Origin of the sequence: Pseudoflavonifractor sp. AF19-9AC (assembly GCF_003478995.1) — a bacterium.
GTDB lineage: Bacteria > Bacillota > Clostridia > Oscillospirales > Oscillospiraceae > Lawsonibacter.
This window is the reverse complement of record NZ_QUGI01000001.1, coordinates 484,236-502,063: the sequence shown is the minus strand read 5'-3', so window position 1 is coordinate 502,063 and position 17,828 is coordinate 484,236. Positions and strand designations below refer to the sequence as shown.

The following is a 17,828-nucleotide window of genomic DNA, read 5'->3' as shown; positions in this document are numbered from 1 at the left end:
AAAGTGCCATTGGGTTTGCGCAGGCAGGAAATGGAAAAATCCGCTGCAGCCTTGAATGGCACACGGCAGATTTCTCTCCATTTCGTAACCTTGCCCAAAGGAGGACCAACCGCTCCGCTTAGGCGTACTCCAGCGCCACGAAATCATTCAAATGGGTCTGCCAAAGTTTGCGGAACACACCCAGGAATTTGCCTACACCCAGAGCCGCCAGCACAGTCCCCTCCCGGATTCCGTTGAGCTGATGGAAAAACACCAGACTCAACACCACCGCAATGGCTGTTACTGTGACATCAAAGCCAATTTTTGACCAGTGCAGGGGGATGTGGTATTTCTCAGAAATCACCTGCATCACTCCTTCTCCCGGCAGCATGGGCATCCCAGGTGTGATGTAGAAGAAAATTCCAATGGCCACACAGACAATTCCCATGGCCAGAAAACACAGCTGAATGAAATAATTTCCCGGCTCCGGCAGCACAGAGGATAAAATCCAGTTGGTGCAGTCCACAAACCAGCCAAACAGGACCGTTCCCACGATCTGAAGCAGACGGATCAGCCGAAAGGCCCTTCCCAGCAGGATGGCCTGAAGCAGAATATAGCCGCAGAAGAGTGCGCTGGTAAAGGTTCCCATGCTGACCGTGGGCACAATCTGGCTGAGCACATAGGGAATGGCACTCATGGGAGAAACTCCCAGATCGGACCAGACCGAACAGGAAACGCCCAGGGCCATAATAAACAGTCCCAAACAGTAAACCAACACACGCTTCATGAAAACCATTGTTTATCCTCCTATGTTCTCTATCTTTCCCCCTCCCTGTGTTCCGACCGTGTATTTCTCATGTTCCATCGCAGAACAGCAGCCGCCATTTTCCCAACATAAAAAATCGGAGCAGGCTCTTGCAGTGCCTGCTCCGGGAACGAATATAACTGGCTGCGTCCGCTCTGTGGCTGACGTCAAGTCTTGACGTTCTCAGCTCCATCCCAGGTTGAGACAGCGCTGCTGCAAAACAAGAGAGTGGTAATCTGAAAAAAACTCGTCGCAAGCGATTTCTCGCTTGCGACGAGTTGTCTATGGTTGCCGAAAAAGATACATCTGTCTACGTTAATTTGATGTTTTACAGTTTTATTCTGCGAAATATCATGTCGGCTATGTATACAATTGCAGAAATCCGTTGTCTATGCTATACTTTTAATATCCTGTTACCATGCATTTAGGCCATCTATTAAGGGAAGAAAGGAACATTTCATGGAGGAAAAAGTGATTCAGACGCTGAGCAAGCAGAGGGACTCTGGAACAATTGTAGAGCTGGTAGAAAATGAAGCAGGGTTTCGCTTTGTGGTAAAGCGAGTCCAGAATCTGGAAGCCCCTATCTACCGAGCCATTTTTCAGAAGGAAACACAGGCCCTGACGCGGCTGAAGGCCTGCGAGAATATTGTCCGTATCTTCCGCTCAGATATCCAGGCCGCTCCGGATGGCCGAAGTGAAGGCATCATTTCCATGGAGTATGTTCAGGGACGTCCCCTGTCCCAGATGCTAGACGTGATCCCGAATGCCTCCACCCGGTACAACCTGGTAAAGCAGCTGACCAACGCCATCCAACACGCCCATCGAAACTCCGTGATTCACCGGGATATCAATCCCTCCAACATCCTCATTACCGACTCGTTTGAGCTGAAACTGATTGATTTCGGAATCGCAAAAATCCGCGGGATGTTCCAGGACGGAACCACATATCAGTTCGCTACCCAGAATTATTCCGCGCCGGAAGTAACCGTCCACAGTGAAAATGCAACAGAGCGCAGCGATATCTATTCGCTGGGTGCTGTCATTTATTTTCTTTTCACCGGTGAAGTCCCAGTGACGGCTGCTGAAATGCCCACGGCTATCCAATCCGCTGGCGGCATCGATGTAAAGTTAAAGGAAGTCCTTTTGAAGATGTGTGCCCCTGCCCCGGCGGACCGATATGAAAACATTGATGACTGCGAACTGGCCCTGGCTCCGCTCTACCAGCGGTATTGCGGTAGCGACGAGCGGTACTTCTTCGCCGTCCCCACCAATGCGCTCGACGATCTGAAAAGACGTAACCTGGTACGGCGGGATATGCCCTATTTAGAGTTGCTGGACAGCTTCCTTCCCGCCCAGTTTGCGGGCGGCTTGATCCGTCTTCGTGCCGAGGGTCAGACCTCCATCTATTGCTTTGACGGCATCAGCATCTCAATGGAATGCGTTTTGTCGGACGATTTTTTCCAGGTGGTCTCTTTCCGCCGGCTGGATGCCTTCAAGCGGGAGCAGCACAAGCGCTTTTCCATGGAGGTTCCTGGGCATTTCCAATTTCTGTTTTCGCACAGAATCGCAAACACCCCTCTTCCCAACAATTGCAGCCAGATCCTAAGCAACCGGATTGCTGATTTCCAAGCGGATATCCACTCGCAGAAAAATATCGACCGGGAATACGACACACAGTACGGTATCTGGCGGGAATTCATCCAAGCTATGATCGCAGACGCGTCTAAGAATACTGTCCGGTTGTACTACACAAGTGTCCGCTACGAAGACGGGATGTTCCTGTTCCGGCTGGATCCGGACAGCGTGCCGGATGAGACGTTCAGCCAGGATACCCTGTTTATTTTTGAGCAGCGTGGGCGTTTCAAAAAGAAGCCAATTCTGGCAGAGGTCGGCACCTTCTGGGAATACCGGGAGGACGGCGCTGTGATGGCTATCAAGGCCGCACCCAGGAAGCCCCGGATGCCGAACAATGGTTCTATCTGTTTGGATTACCGCAAAGAGATCCAGCAGTACCGCCGCCAGGAGGCAGCACTGGAGGAATTCCGCCGATCTGAGACCGCCAACGGCGGAAATCTGAAGAGCATTTTTGTGGGTGCCGAGCAGCCCGGGTATTTCCAGCTCAAGGTTATGCCCTGCTTCTATAATGAACAGCTGGATTTTACCCAGAAGCGCGCGGTCCGGAAAGCGCTGGAGGCGGAGGATATTGCTTTGATCCAGGGGCCTCCAGGCACCGGCAAAACCAATGTCCTGGTGGAAGTAATCCGGCAGATTCTGGGGGAAAACCAACGGAATCCTGCACTGGATCAGAAAATTTTGATTGTGTCCCAATCTCATGCCGCTGTGGATAAACTGCTGGAAGACCTTGCAGCCTATCTGGAACATACGACCATCCGTATTGGTCACGAGGAAAATATTGACCCCAAGATCAATGAACGGTTCGGATTGGACCACTGCCAGACCCTATGGGTGAAGGAAAGCGTTGAGAACTGTAAAGCGTGGCTGGCCCAACGTTTATTGGAACAGCACATCCCCATGGAGCCATTCTGTAAATACGCACAAGTGTTGGAAGAGCTGAAACTTGCAAATCTGGAAGAAACAGAGCGCATACGTCTGGAACGGGTTGCCACAGACTTTGAAAACACTTACGGGAAAAGCCGCACCAATCCTTACGTACAGAGCTGCCTGATTTCCGAACAATGGATCCGACGCATCAGTGAGAGCAATGAGCTGGGAGAGTTTTATATCAAAAACGCTTCCATTATCGTAGGTACTTGCATTGGCGTCATTTCGGATCCCCGCGTCCGTGACTCGACCTTCGACTATGTGATTGTAGACGAAGCAGCAAAGGCAACTCTGCCGGAAATCATGGTTCCCTTGGTTCGGGCACGAAAGGCAATTCTAGTGGGCGACCACAAGCAACTGCCACCGGTCTTTGATCGGAATGCCCTCAAAGCCAGCTTCCAGTCTTCCCAGATCGATGAGCTTCAAAACACCGGGTTCGGGAAACTGTTTGACATCCTGCCTGACAGCTGTAAAGAGACGCTTTCCACCCAGTACCGGATGCACCCGGCGATCGGCGATCTCATCAGCTTTCTTTTTTACGATAGCAAAGTGCAAAATGGCGTTAAGGCATCTGAGCGAACTACGAACCTTCCCATGCTCAATAACTGCGCCATCACCTGGCTAACCACCTCCAATGCCGGTTCCGTCCGCTTTGAACAATCCGTCGGGCACCAACGCGGATACATCAACCATCTGGAAGTCACTGTGATCCAAAGCTGCTTGCAAAGGCTGAACCAAGAAATCTCCGCTCAAGGGGAGAAGTATTCCATCGGCATCATCACGCCATACCGGGCGCAGCTGGAGCTAATCCGGAACCGCCTCAAGCAAATCCCATTGAGCCACATTGAAGTCGATATCAACACCGTGGATGCATTCCAGGGCAGTCAGCGTGACATCATCATCTACTCCACCGTCCGAAGCAGCAATCAGCGGCGTATCGGATTCTTGAAAGAGGAAGCACGGCTGAATGTTGCCTTCTCCCGCGCGAAACGGGCCTTGATCATTGTCGGTGACGGAAAGTTTCTCCGCAATCCCCGTATCCCCGGCAACCGCTTTCCCTATGTGATCAGCTATATGCAGGAGCATCCCGAGTTTTGTCAGGAAATCGATATAAAGGAGTTTACAAATGCTATCTGAATGGCAAAAAAATGTTGATAAATACATTCCTCCGCAGCTTTCCGGCTATGATTTCATCTGTCGGGTTCCAGTCTATATTCCTGTCCAGGAAATCGGCTTGACTGTCTGGGAACGGCGTGTCCAGGTGCTCTCCTTTGTTCAAGAATGTGTCCTCACCGCCATCCGCATCGGTGCCAAATCCCTCCCCGATCTTGCCGATCAGTTTGGTCTGCCAGAAAGTATTATGCTACAAATCGTATCACAGCTGGACAGTGAGCAGCTCGCCGCTGTTTCCTGTGGCGACATTGTCCTGACTGATTTGGGGAAAAAGGTGCTGGAGAGCCAGAAGAAGGTCAAGACTTTGCGCAGCCAGCTCAGCCGCATATCGGTAAACCAGATCACCGGTGAGGTCTCGGATACGCCCCTCTTGGGCACCTACCGGGAGCCGCCGCGGGGGCAGGCATACCTTCTGGAGAAGTATCCACTCAATATGGAATTCCTGCGCAGTCAGTTCGATACGCTAGCAGTAATTTACCGAGAGAGCCGTCTGGCCAATGTGGTATTCCAGAGTACTGCTGAGAGCGCTGAGCTGTATCGGATTCTTGATATCTCCTATCACACACTGTCCTATCAGCGCGAGTTCTGCTTCGTATATCTAAATCAGGCGGATCGCTCCCTGGCCTTTCACTTCCAGTCTGGAATCCAAGCCTATGCAGATGTGCTGGCGGAACAGCTCAACTGCCGACACTTGGGCGCCTGGAACCTCTTCTCTCCGCCCAACCGTCCTTGCGCCGCCTCCCCGGAGGAGGAACAACTGCCCCACGACTTGATTGCGGCGTTCAAACTCCGTGGAGTGCAGAGTGACTGGGCAGATTTACTGGAAGCGGCCTATTACGCCGACCGCCCGCTGCTGGATGGAGAACTTCAGGATATTCTGTACCATTGCGCCGCTTTTAAGGCACCGCGCATCTTTATCCAGGCACCGTTTTTGGCAGAATTGCTCAACGATGACATCCTCCGCGCGATTTTTTCTGCGCATACAAAGGAGGTTATCGTCCGCTATAACCGGAATGATTATCAGGCCGCTTTCATATTGGGCAGGATGGGAAAACTGCGAAAAGACTGTGTACTGACCACAGTCCCTTCTGAGGACATCTCTTCCGTGAAGTTCTGCTTCGGTACCGCCTGTTTTATCCAGGGTCAATACGCGGCCAAGGAGACCGTTTACAAGCGCCGCCTTTACAAGCTGTGCGCTGAAATAACATTTAATTCTGCTCAGATTGACTCACTCTGGAATGATCTTTTAGAAATTGGGTAGAAGCTCCAAGCAAATTGTAATCTGAACAGGATGAAAGGAAGTCTGTACGTTGGGCGCGGTTTTCTTTACCGACATAACTGACAAAGCCAACTGCAAATAGATACGAAGGAATGGCAGTGCATCAGCACAGCCATTCCTTCGTACTTTTATTCTAGCGCGCGGTCTGTTCAATCTCCAAATCGCCGTATCGGAACTTGACCCGTATTGTTTCCGCATCGACTACAGTGATACGTTCAATCATCTTGCGAACGACCTCGTCGTCATAGTGAGGGAATCCATTGAGATGTTCCTCCAGATAAGTTGCGTACTCTGTCATACGTGAGTCCTCATTGATTCTGTTGGCTGCCTCCTTCTTCGCCGCATCGATCCGCGCCTGCAGGTGCTGTTTTTCTTCCAGCAGGGTCTTGAGTTGCTCCGTTATCGTTAGGTCATCCATATTGGCCAGAGCCTGATCCAACAGGGCGTTCTGTCGTGCGGTCAGGGCTTCCAGTTCATGCTCCAATTCCAACAGGTTGTTACCGTCCCCTTCCGGGGTACATACCATTCGGAGCGTCTCTGCCAGTTCATCCTGTAGGCCATCGCTTGCTTCGACTACCCGGTTAAGCACCGTGAGAATTGCGGTATGCAGCTTGTCCTCCGCCATGGAAGGCGAGTTATGGCAGTATTTTTTCCCGAATTCCAACCGGGAGACGCACCGCCAGACGATCCGTTTGACGCCGTTCCTGGCCCAGGTACACCGCTTATAGAGGGAACCACACTCCCCACAGACCAGCCGCTCACTGAGCGCATATTTGGCGGAATACTTGCCCTGTTCTGTTTTTCCGCTTTTCTGCAGAATCTTTCGCTTGCTGGTCCGCCGTGCCATCTCCTCCTGCACCCGCTGGTAGATGTCCCGCGGGATGATAGCAGGGTGGTTGTCCTTGATGTAATACTGCGGCAACTCGCCGGTATTCTTCTTGACCTTCTTGCTGATGCAGTCTGTGGTGAAGGTCTTTTGCAGCAAGGCGTCTCCCGCATACTTTTCATTGGTGAGGATGTTATGCACAATCTGATGGGACCATGCCTTGACACCCTTTGCGGTGGCGATCCCTTCCTGGGTAAGTTCTCTCTGGATCTGGCCCTCACTACAGCCCTCCAGGTACCGGCGGTAGATTCGCCGCACCACCTTGGCCTCCTCCGGTACGATCTCCGGCTTACCGTCCGCTCCTCTTTGGTAGCCCAGCATGGATCTGTAGTGGAAGTTGACCTTTCCTTCTTTCATTGCCATCCGGATGCCCAGCTGGATATTGACGCTGAGTGATTCACTCTCGGCCTGGGCAAATCCGCTGAACAGAGTGATGAGGAACTCGCTGGACTCTGTCAGCGTATTGATATTTTCCTTTTCGAAGATGACCCCGATCCCCCTGGCCTTCAGCATCCGCACCGTCTCCAGGCAGTCTACGGTGTTCCGGGCGAACCGGGAGAGAGACTTTGTGAGGATGAGGTCGATCCCGCCCCGCTTGCAGGCGGTGATCATCCGGTTGAACTCTTTTCGCTTTTTCATGCTGGTTCCGGTGATCCCCTCGTCCGCGAAGATCCCGGCCAGTTCCCAATCCGGGGACTCCTCAATTTTCTGGGTGTAGTAGGCTTTCTGGGCGGTGTAGCTGTTGATCTGCTCCTCGCTGTCGGTGCTGACCCGGCAGTAAGCCGCCACCCGCTGCCTGCCATGGGGTCTCGTCTTGTTGCCTGCTACATTGGACCGTAATGCCGGAATATGGTGGATGGTGCGTTCCAGTGATGATTGTTCCATTTTGCTGTCCTTTCTGTTCCTAATCAAAAGTGTACGGTGATTGCGTTATCTGTTCCGATTATGATATGGGAGACCATTCGTTCGAAGCGCTCCCAGTCGATTTGGTCGGGCTGCGTTTGGCTTACAGCCGTATCCACGCCATCATCACAGCAGGCATACCAGGCAGCTGCCCCTTGCAGGATGTGGGAGAGAGCCTCCTTACCGTCTCCTGGCTGTTCCAACGCCCGGTTAATGGCGTTGGCCAGGCGAACGGCCTCCGCAGAGGGCGCGTATGGCTTACATACGGGCGTTTCATGTGCCGCAAGCTGCCGTGCCGTCTGCGCAAGCAGTTCCTCCTTCCCGACAACAAATGCGTTTCTGCAGGCAGAACATTTCAGATGGACGTTTCCAGTATGCCCGATTGGCCCTCCGGTTCGGAGCAGGCGAGTCTGACAGCATCCGCTTCGCAGCTTTTGCCATAAGCCATCCGATTCCGTCCGGCGTGGAAGCTTCCCACTAGCCTTTTCCGCGATCTTATTCTGCACTTGCTGGAAGGTATCTTGGTCAATGATGGATGGGTATCCATTTTCTCCGGCATAACGAGAGTTTTCCAGCATTCGCTTGATTTTGTGCTTGTTCCACAGCGGCGATTCCTGAGAGAACGGGATGTTGTCCGCATTCATCCGGTCTGCCAGTGCCTGATAAGATAACCCGGCCAGATACGTGGTAAATACATTTTGAACCGTGAGGCGTTCCTCCTCCTGGATGACCAGATCGCCATGTATGATCTGGTAGCCATACAATATTTTCCGATTTGCCATTGCCTACGCCTCCAGTGTTTCTTGGAATTCAAACCCGCCATATAGTTGAAAGCGGATGGTACTCTTGGTATCTACAACGATTAGTTCCACCAGCTTGGTAAACAGGGCTTCGTTAAAGCTGGACAGAGTCTCTGGACCATTTCGGATGGTATTGATCGTTAGGCGAAGTGCATCCACCTGTTCATCAATATCCTCATTGCAAAGCAGCTTTCGCCTCTCCCGGCGCAGTTCTGTCAGCTTGGCGTTGAGTTCCGCCTGCTTTGTGGATAAGGCAGCCTTGTCCAGGAGACCTGCCGTGTGCAGCTTTGTGAGGTGGTAACTCTGCTCGGATGCCGTGGCGATGGCTGTGTTGACCGCCAGCATGGCCGGGTTGCCGCGATGCAGGGCATCTGACAAAGTCTCCATTTGCCTCAGCACAGGTGCCAGCACGATGCCGTCATGGGTGCGGAGCTTGCGATACATCCGGAGGAATGCCGCATGGATGCTGTCCTCGCTGATCCGTCCGTTGGGGCAGTCGGCAGCCTTTCTGTCATGCTTGCGGCACACCCAGGTAACATATCCAGCTTTTGAGATCCGCCGGACTAATGTACTGCCACAGAGCCCACAGGTCATCTTTTTTGAAAGCGGGGTACGTTCCCGCTGCAGGTCTATCCGCTGCCCCTTGCGCTGTAGAAGCGCTTGGGCTTTTTCAAATATATCCTTTGAAATGATAGCTGGATGGCTATGCTCTACATAATATTGATCCCGTTCTCCACGGTTCACTTGCTTGGTAAAGGGAAATGCGTTTGCGAATGTCTTTTGGCAGAGGGAATCACCTATATATTTCTCATTCGTCAGCATATAAGCGATGGTGGAGCTATACCATTGATGTCCTCCATCCGAAGTTAAAAGTCCTGTATTTGTCATCTGTTCTGCGATCCATTCCATGCTGGCCCCGCTAAGGTACATATCAAAAATCCACTTGACATAATGGGCTTCTTCCGGGATGATCTCCAATTCCTTGCTGTTGACGATCTTATAGCCAAAAGGAGCTTTGCAGGTGATAAATTCCCCACGCTCCATGCGGCGCTGATAGCTCATACGTTGATTTTTGGAGATGGAGATGGATTCCTCCTGGGCCAGAGAAGCGGAAACGCTCACCATCAGTTCTGAGGTGAGCGTTCCAGTGTCGATATTCTCTTTTTCAAATTTCACGGTCACGCCCAGCGAGGTAAGCTCCCGCAGGGTGGCGAGGCAGTCACGGGTGTTCCGGGCAAATCGGGAGATGGACTTGACCACGATCTTATCGATCTTGCCCTTCCGGCAGTCTGCCATCAGGCGGTTGAAGTCCTCACGCTTATCCATCCGCGTGCCGGTCAGGCCCTCGTCTGCGTAGATGTCCACCAAATCCCAGCCATCGTGGGCGTTGATCGCCTGCGTATAGGCCCGGATCTGGGCGGCGTAGGAATGGAGCTGGTCCGCAGAGTCGGAGCTGACCCGGCAATAGGCTGCTACCCGCAGGGTGTCTGGTCTAGCTGCCTTGGGTGGGATCACTTGTACTTCAGCCATTTCTCATTCGCCTCCTTCCATCTTTTTCGGCAACGAAACCATACCACACTCCTGCGGGAATAGCCAGCACTATTCCCAAACAGTTCCGGGCCGGTATCGTTCTGCGGACAGCAGTTCCCACAGGCCTGCCAATAAAAAACAGGCCGGGAGGAAATGTAGTTCCAAATGAACTTCGTTATCGTCGTATTTGCAGCTCGCCCCCCGACGATGGGGAACAGTACGGATCGGCTTCTAGCAAGAAGCCGCACGGGCTTTTACCTGGAGTCTCTACTGCTTTCAACTCCAGGGCAGCGCCGCCTGTCTTATGCGCAGGCCATGCGAGGTGTCTCATTGTGTACCCAAACAGCGTCATTGCAAAAGCGCGTGCCATAGCGCCCCATGCAGGTGGCGTTCTCGCTCGGCCCAGGGCAAATGCTCTGGGTGTCATGGCGCGCGCTGCATGACGCTCAACTGTTCAGGCGGTTCTCCGTACTGCTGGTATGAACTTGTCAAGGTGCTATGGAGCGGCGGGCGCTCCTTCAGGAAACGAAACGGGCCAGAATCTGGGTCATTTTTCCAGATCCTCGCCTTGCAGTCCAGCTGCCAAGCGTTTGAGCAAAGCCGTCTGTTTAGGCGATAGCTTTGGCCGGTCCTGAAAGTACCAGTCGATTGTTCGCCTCCATAGCCACATCATATAGATTAATGCGGACAGGCCATGTCCGGATTAAAAAATTTTTTCAAAAAATATTTTTGTGGGGCTAGACGCAAAATGTCCATCCGTCTCTCGCTAAGATCCGAATGAGCATGGGAAGAGCCGCTTGATCTCGCTGGCTCGCGCCGTTGAGCTTCTCCATCGTTTTGGTGGAGAAAAATCATCAAGCAGCACGTGAGAAGTCAGCACATCAAGCGGCGCGGAGTTACAATCTTTGGCTGTTTTGTTTTCGAAGGCTATCTATAGCTCCAAGGAAAGAACCCAACAGAAAACCAATCTCTCTGAGGGCCGCATCTTATATGCAGTATATCAATTTCTCCGAGTAAACACGGAGGAGACCAGCACCTGGCTGGTCTCCCCGTATTTTTCTGCGATTCGGAATAAAAACTCAGCGCCATACGGCGTATTTACGCAGCATCACGTTTACTGCAGCAGCTGAAGTACGCCCTGGGGCACCTGGTTGGCCTGGGCCAGCATGGCCTGGGCAGACTGGATCAGGATGTTGTTCTTGGTGTAGGACATCATTTCCTCGGCCACATCGGTGTCGCGGATGGTGGACTCAGCGTCCTGGATGTTCTCTTGCATCACGGACAGGTTGTTGATGGTATGGTCCAGACGGTTCTGGGTAGCGCCCAGAGTACCACGAACGTCGGAGACATAGTTGATGGCGTTCTCGATGGTCTTCAAAGCAGCCTTGGCACCTGCCTGAGTGCCGATGTCGATGTCGGCAATGGTGTCGGTACTGCCCTCGCCAATGCCCATCTGGTCGGTATGACAGTCGCTGATGCGCACAGCCAGCTGGTTATAGCTGTCACTGGTGTCACCGATCTGCAGCATCAGACCGCCAGCACCCTCAAAGGAAACAGCGATCTTCTCACCGCTGAAGGTCCCGCCGCCACCGGCCACCTCTGTCGGCACAACCTTGGTCCCGCTCGCATCCAGCGCACCGGTGGCAGCTGTATTGTCAGCGGTGGCATCGACAATCGCCTGGGCAATCTCCTCAGCAGTGGCGTCCTTGGCAATTTCAATTGCAGTTGTGCCTGCAGCAGCGTCTTCGGCCTTTTCCACAAAGGAATAGGTGGTGTTGCCGATGGTCATGCTGCCGCCGATCAGGTTGGCACCGGTATAGTTGCTGAAGTCGATGGTAGCAGTGGAGGCAGTGCCGGTAGCGTCTGCAGCAGTGCCAGCCACGCCCGCGGCAGAAGCGTTCGTGCCGTTGAGGTCGGTTACAGCGGTAGTGAGCGAAGTATTATCTTCCGCGGTAAAGGTAACGGTGGTGCCGGAAACAGACGCAGTAAATTTCTTGCTGCCGAGAGTAATCTCCTTGGTATTCAGCGCATTCGCAATGGCGGTGTCGTCCATATCGCCGGCAACATCAATCTCCACTTCCTGGCCGCCGATGGTAAACTTGACCTTGGAACCGGTGGAGCCATCCGTGGGAGCCTTGATGGACATACCGGCCACATCAAACTCAATTTTAGCCGCAGTAGAGGCACCGTCACCATCAGTAGCGGTCATCTCCAGGCCGCCGGTGGCAGCGGTGATAGTCGGTGCGGCCGCGCCGGTGGGGGCAGTACCAACCGTCTGCTCTACCATGGGACCAGCCAGATCGCCGTTAAGCAGCTTGATGCCGTTGAAGTTGGAGCTGTCGGCGATGCGGTTGATCTCGTCCTTCAGGTTCTTGACTTCCTTCTGCAGCTGGGCACGGTCGGTCTCGTTCTCGTAGGTACCGTTGGCGGACTGCTCAGCCAGGGAGTACATACGGTTGAGCATGTCATGGACTTCGGTCAGAGCACCCTCAGCGGTCTGCACCAGGGAAATGCCGTCCTTGGCATTCTTCTGGGCACCCTCCAGACCGGTGATCTGGGCACGCATCTTCTCGGAGATTGCCAGACCGGCTGCGTCGTCACCGGCACGGTTTATCTTGTAGCCAGAGGACAGCTTCTCCAGGTTCTTAGACAGAGCAGAGGTATTGTTGGTGTAGTTGCGGTAGGCGTTCATAGCCATGATATTATTTTGGATTCTCATTCAAATTGCTTCCTTTCAATATGAAATGATGTGGGTATTTACTGGTCGCTGCACAGATTCCTTTTGTGCAGGTTCTTGTTTTGGCGGTCCGGCACAGACACCGTGGCCTTTGGCGGTCTGTACCATTCCACACGCTTCCTATATTTCAACCGGCCCGTCGACCGAGTGAAACCACATTCAGCCCCATGCCGGGGTCATACAGAATCCGCTGTCTGCTCCCGCAAGCGACGGGGAAGCTTTTCTTCCTCCCAGAAGGTGGGGATAAGGCGATTCAGTTGAGTCCGCAGAATGTCGGCCTCCGCCGTTTCTCCCGTTTGCTCCAGCCGGTCGATACTCTGCTGGATGGCTCGCACCGCCCGCTCCCGGTCATCGTTCCAGAGATAAAGGTGATCCCGGCGGTGGCCCGGATTTCTCCGGGGCGGCGGTGTCAGGCACTCCGGTCGGGCTGCGCCCTCCCGCTCCAGCAGAGCGCCCCGCACAATGGGAACGCTGCGGTCGGCCTCTATCCGCAGGTGGGCGCGGCCACCTGCCACACGGATCAGATGTACAATGATTTGACCGTTATTGATAGACAGATATTCGTCCGGAAGCAGAGAAAGGCTGAGCATACAAAAAGACCTCCTGTGTCTGATGAGACAGCGCACTCCTTTGCGCTGGTACGATCATCTTGGATGATCATCGTCATAATGTTTGGAACGCCCTGCCGGGCTTCGGATGCGGCCCCAGAGGGGAGGCATCTTCTCGTTTCCCAACGATCTCCCGCGGATTGGAGAACGCTGAGGGAAACGGCAGCGTACTGTCCGCCGCTTCGCTCAACGCTCCCCAACGGGAAGCATGGGCCTTCTCCGGTGTTCCGGCCGGCAACATCACTTTTTGCAGGAAGGTTATGAAACTGCCTCCGCAACCTGTTTATTCTGGTAACACGCCAGCCCATGGGCTTTGATATTGACGGCGGCGTTTTTCCCTCGTTTGTGCTCCGCGCCGCACACGGGACAAACCCAGTGGCGGGCCTTGGGGGAAAGGGTTTCATTGATGGCCCCGCACACGGAGCAGACCTTGGTGGTGGGGTCGAAGCGCCCTACCTCCAGAAGCTGCTTGCCCTGCCGGTCCAGCTTGTAACGCAGCATCTCGCGGAACATTCCAAAGCCGGTGTCGTGGATGTCGCTACCGCCCAGTTCCTCGGAGATCGCCTTAAGAGAATCGTCCCGAATGCACACGGCGTCCCAGTCGTTGGCTATCCGCCGGGATTCCTTGTGCAGGAAGTCGCGTCTTTGGTTGGCGATGTGCTCGTGAAGCAGACGGTATTTCTGCACCATCTCCCGATAGTTTCTGGAGCCGGGCTGCATCCGGTTCAGCTTTTCCTGGATGGAGGATACCTTGTCCTGAGATTGTCTCAGCCAGCGGGGCGGGTCGGCGGTAATCCCGTCATCCCTTACATAGAAATGGGTGAGGGAGTATTTCAGGCCGATGGTGGTATCCGCTGTGGGTTTCACCGGCTCCGGTGCGTGGACCGGACAGGCAAAAAGCAGATAACCGTAATATTTGCCGGTCTTGGTACGCTCCACGGTAATGCGAGTAAGTTTCCAGCCGCTCCGGGGTCGCCGTGGGAATTTTGCCCGAACCAGCCCAGCCTTGGTCATGCGCACGGCATCCTGGGTGATATAAATGGTGGCACTGTTGCCCATCACCTGGTTGCAGGCAGAAAAGCTGTCCCGGTCGTCCTTTTTCCGTTTGAACTTCGGATAGCCGAATGATGCAGGGTTTCGGAAAAAGTTACGAAATGCCTGAGAGAGCTTGTTGTACTCCTGTGTCAGCGCCTGATGATCCACTTCCTTGAGAAACGGCGCTTCTGTTTTGTACTTGGCCGGGGTGGGAATAAAGTGAGCGTCTGTTTCGTAATAAAAGCGTTCGTGATCGGCCAGCATCCGGTTCCAGATATACCGACAGCAGCCAAAAGTCCTCTGAAATAACTCTTCCTGCTCCTGATTGGGATACAGGCGGATTTTGATGGTGTTGTACTGGGTTGTCCGTTTGGGGGCAGAAGGTCTGCGATTGTCATTCATTTTCATTCTATCTGCCCCTTCCCATTATTTCTCAATTAGGAAAAACGAGGTGTGTTCCAAAAGGTGTACCTTTAGTAACAGACCTATCTCTAATGAAATTTTTCTGGGAAAGGTCTTAAGTTTTCGAGAAAATAGCCGATAAAACTAGTGAATAACTCAAGGAACAAAAACGAGATTGGCAATCCAAAAAGTACACCTTTTGTCACAATTATCCTGTCTTTTTTACAATAATATGGGTTTCCCGACAGCCTACACAGAGTCATAACCACCAATAGCGCTGGTGGTTTCCACACTCAATGATAGAGGCGGCTCCTCCTGCGAACGGAGGAACCGCCTCTGTGTTTTTTGAATTATTATTGTGGATCAACGCAATCCGCAGTTTCCTTGGCGCGCCGTAAAAATGTCTGGTAGGAAATACCGAGCTGATCAGCTGCTGAGCGGGAAGAAATGTTTCCCTTCCTCCAGGCAATGGCTAGATCATAAAACTCCGCAGGCATAGTCATTTGTTTACGTCCCAAGTGTACACCACGCTTCTTCGCAGCCATAATCCCTTCGGCCTGGCGTTGGCGGATGTTTTCCCGCTCTGTCTCCGCTACGTAGCTAAGTAGTTGAAGAACGATATCGGCGATCAGTTGTCCGGTCAGATCCCTCCCCAGTCGTGTATCCAACAGCGGCATGTCCAATACCACAATGTCTACGCCCTTCTCTTTGGTCAAGATTTGCCATTGCTCCAGGATTTCTTTGTAGTTGCGTCCAAGCCGGTCGATGCTCTTCACCACCAGAACATCATTACAGTGGAGTTGTTTGAGTAACCTTTGATAATGTGGCCGTCGGAAATCCTTTCCGGATTGTTTTTCAACAATTATATTTTCATTGGGTACGCCAAATTGTTGCATCGCTGTCAGCTGGCGCGCTTCATTTTGCTCTTTTGTTGATACACGTATATACCCATATATAGCATTGTCCATGGTCTGTCCTCCGTAAAAAGTGGTATATACTTTTTATTTTGCGTCCAAATGTGCCAATGCGGCTAGGTATGATCATGCCAGAGTAATCCAACAAAAACAAATTACTCAGCAGAGTCTTCCAGTGCCTCACCGTTGCTCGGAGCGAAAACTCTGCTTACTACCTGCTGGAAGCCGCCAACTCTGTGAGGAGATGCGACTCTGAGTTCCGGCTCTGTTTCAAAAATCACAGGGGTAGGGCTTGGTTCAGTGTTACCTTTTTACCGTTTACACGGCGCTGCTTAGCTGATTCTCCTCTAATTTTTCTTGCATTACCTAACTTCATACCATTGGACTTTTCCTCTTGTTTCAGTTTTGCGGATATCTTCTTCCATCTGCTTACTTGCCGTCTGGATTTCCCGGCACAAGGCCAGCTTTTTGCGTTCTGCGCGGATCTGCCGGTTCAGATCGGCAAGCTGGTTATACACCTCCGTTTTTTCTTGCGTCAGATGCTCAGAGGGGACGCCGCGCTGTTCCAATAGGCGCACGGCTTGCATGTAGCGGGCAAACTCTTCCTCCATGCCGGACAGCCCCTTCTCATAGCATACCTTGGCCGGTGCCAGGGCCTCCACATCCGCCAGGGCGTTGTACAGCGCCTGCCGCTTCTTTTTGCGCACATTGAGGATAGTGCGCTGCTTCATCAGATTGGCCAGCGTTTCCTCTGTGCGGCTTTGATAGGCGGTCATTTCGTCAGTGGTCGAAATGTTGTTCTCTCGCAGGAAAGCAAACTGTGTCCGGTACTGCTCAAACTTCATGACTTCCTGCCGCAGGTGCGGCGTCATCCTGGGGGGATACTGTCGCTGTTCGATTTTTCCCAGCAGGTAGAGATAATGAACGTACAGGGCCAAAAAGCCCGTGTATTTGGGGTGTCTGCGGTAGGGACGAAACATAGGCCTGTCAGCAAAAGCGGCCCGTTGACCCGTCTCGATTTCCTCCAAATTGCCAAGGATGGCAGCGCGGATACCGTCCTCTGTGAAGGCTGCATTTTTTTGCCTGGATACTGGAACCGTTCCTGCCCCCGCAGGCGAAACCCCAGGCGGTTTCCGTGGCGGATCTCGTAGCCCTTGTGCTCCATGAGCAGGAAGAAGTGTCCCAGGTCATTGGCGTCCTCAATGGACTCCCGGAGATCCGCCTCCAGCATGGAGCGGAAGGTGGGTTGACCCTTGGATTGACGCAGCCACTCCACGTAGCTCATGGATTTGGAGGTCTCGCCAGAGAGGATCACGGAGAGGCCGTGCTCCCGGCACAGCCGGTCTGAGATGACACGAATCTGCTGATAATAGCTTTGTAGGGTGCTATGATATTTTTCCCCAGTATCCTGATTTACAGAATTGAAAACAGTATGGGCGTGAATATGCTTCTTATCCACGTGAACACCAATTACAGCCTCATAACCTGAGAGGTGTTCCCTTGCAAATTCTTTTGGAATCTCCAGAGCCAACTCTGGCGTGATCTCACCAGGACGAAAAGACTGGATGATATGATAGCACTGGCGACCACCCAGCTTTCCAATCTCCCGTTTGGTATCCATCATCTGGCGGTATTCTCGCCCTGGGTCACAGTTCATGTGTGCCGTGAGGACACGTTCCGCAGTTTTATCGCCATTTAGAATATACTGGATTGCCAAATCAATTCTTGAATTACCTGGGAGAATCTTTGTGATAGCCATTACTTTTTTGCCACCTGATACATGAGCTCATATACCTGATCCAGCAGAAACAGCCCATGTTGGGCATCCTCTGCTGTGGCGATACCGGCATTGACGCTGCGGGCGATCTGGTTGATGTTGTTGCCGATGTGATGGATCTCCGTGCGGAGGTCCTTAATCTCTTGGGAGGGTCTGGCCCGAATCGGCGTACCGTCGATGAGCCGAACGATATAAGCCCGTTTACACAGCCCGCAGAGTTTGGCCTGCTGGCAGAGCTGCTGATACTGCTCCGCCGTCAGTTCGATATGCAGATGGTGTTTTTCTTTGGGGAGTCCCAAGTGCGCCTCCTTTCTGCGGCTCTGCCGCAAACCTTCCGCCCGCAGGCGGCATTGGGGTCAGGGGTTTCCCCTGCAAGTGCGCAAAATGTACATTTGCGCGATGCTTGCCCAACGCCGCCCCTGGCGGCGTTGGCTCGGC

13 protein-coding genes are annotated in these 17,828 nt (G+C 53.0%); 2 read left to right on the top strand and 11 right to left on the bottom strand.

Annotated elements, in window-relative coordinates; genetic code table 11:
• Positions 1-118: 118 nt before the first annotated feature.
• Positions 119-775 (bottom strand): DUF6198 family protein, encoded by a 657-nt coding sequence (locus DWX58_RS02375; RefSeq protein WP_118641392.1) that lies wholly within the window; start codon positions 773-775, stop codon positions 119-121.
• A gap of 468 nt (positions 776-1,243) precedes the next feature.
• On the opposite strand from DWX58_RS02375, the gene DWX58_RS02370 reads away from it, so the two are divergent.
• Positions 1,244-4,483, top strand: a complete 3,240-nt coding sequence (locus tag DWX58_RS02370) for a serine/threonine-protein kinase (protein WP_118641391.1) — start codon at positions 1,244-1,246, stop codon at positions 4,481-4,483.
• Complete coding sequence (locus tag DWX58_RS02365; RefSeq protein WP_118641390.1) at positions 4,473-5,780, top strand: hypothetical protein; 1,308 nt, start codon at positions 4,473-4,475, stop codon at positions 5,778-5,780. Before DWX58_RS02370 ends, DWX58_RS02365 begins: the two co-directional genes overlap by 11 nt.
• Before the next feature lie 151 nt (positions 5,781-5,931).
• Here the strand turns inward: DWX58_RS02365 and DWX58_RS02360 are convergent, their stop codons facing one another.
• The 10 genes from DWX58_RS02360 to mobC form a co-directional block, all read right to left on the bottom strand.
• Positions 5,932-7,569, bottom strand: a complete 1,638-nt coding sequence (locus DWX58_RS02360) for a recombinase family protein (protein ID WP_243093220.1) — start codon at positions 7,567-7,569, stop codon at positions 5,932-5,934.
• A 23-nt stretch (positions 7,570-7,592) separates the two neighbouring features.
• Entirely contained in the window at positions 7,593-8,369 is a 777-nt protein-coding gene (locus DWX58_RS02355; RefSeq protein ID WP_118641388.1) for a recombinase family protein, read from the bottom strand.
• Between the two features lie 3 nt (positions 8,370-8,372).
• Positions 8,373-9,917: a recombinase family protein gene (locus tag DWX58_RS02350; protein ID WP_118641387.1), complete on the bottom strand. Its 1,545-nt coding sequence runs from the start codon at positions 9,915-9,917 to the stop codon at positions 8,373-8,375.
• Between the two features lie 1,114 nt (positions 9,918-11,031).
• The gene (locus DWX58_RS02345; RefSeq protein ID WP_118641386.1) at positions 11,032-12,636 is read right to left on the bottom strand and encodes a flagellin; all 1,605 of its coding nucleotides are present in this window, start codon (positions 12,634-12,636) and stop codon (positions 11,032-11,034) included.
• A gap of 194 nt (positions 12,637-12,830) precedes the next feature.
• Positions 12,831-13,244, bottom strand: coding sequence for a carbon storage regulator (locus tag DWX58_RS02340; RefSeq protein WP_118641385.1), 414 nt, complete (start codon positions 13,242-13,244; stop codon positions 12,831-12,833).
• Positions 13,245-13,520: 276 nt separating this feature from the next.
• Positions 13,521-14,705: a transposase gene (locus DWX58_RS02335; RefSeq protein ID WP_243093219.1), complete on the bottom strand. Its 1,185-nt coding sequence runs from the start codon at positions 14,703-14,705 to the stop codon at positions 13,521-13,523.
• 347 nt (positions 14,706-15,052) lie between these two features.
• Positions 15,053-15,667, bottom strand: a complete 615-nt coding sequence (locus DWX58_RS02330) for a recombinase family protein (protein WP_118641384.1) — start codon at positions 15,665-15,667, stop codon at positions 15,053-15,055.
• A 308-nt stretch (positions 15,668-15,975) separates the two neighbouring features.
• Positions 15,976-16,485, bottom strand: coding sequence for a hypothetical protein (locus tag DWX58_RS15505; RefSeq protein ID WP_243093218.1), 510 nt, complete (start codon positions 16,483-16,485; stop codon positions 15,976-15,978).
• The gene (locus DWX58_RS15500) at positions 16,482-17,372 is read right to left on the bottom strand and encodes a relaxase/mobilization nuclease domain-containing protein (protein ID WP_243093217.1); all 891 of its coding nucleotides are present in this window, start codon (positions 17,370-17,372) and stop codon (positions 16,482-16,484) included. The genes DWX58_RS15505 and DWX58_RS15500 overlap by 4 nt, the downstream gene beginning before the upstream one ends.
• Positions 17,372-17,689, bottom strand: coding sequence for a plasmid mobilization relaxosome protein MobC (gene mobC, locus DWX58_RS02320; protein WP_118641383.1), 318 nt, complete (start codon positions 17,687-17,689; stop codon positions 17,372-17,374). Before mobC ends, DWX58_RS15500 begins: the two co-directional genes overlap by 1 nt.
• Positions 17,690-17,828: the final 139 nt, after the last annotated feature.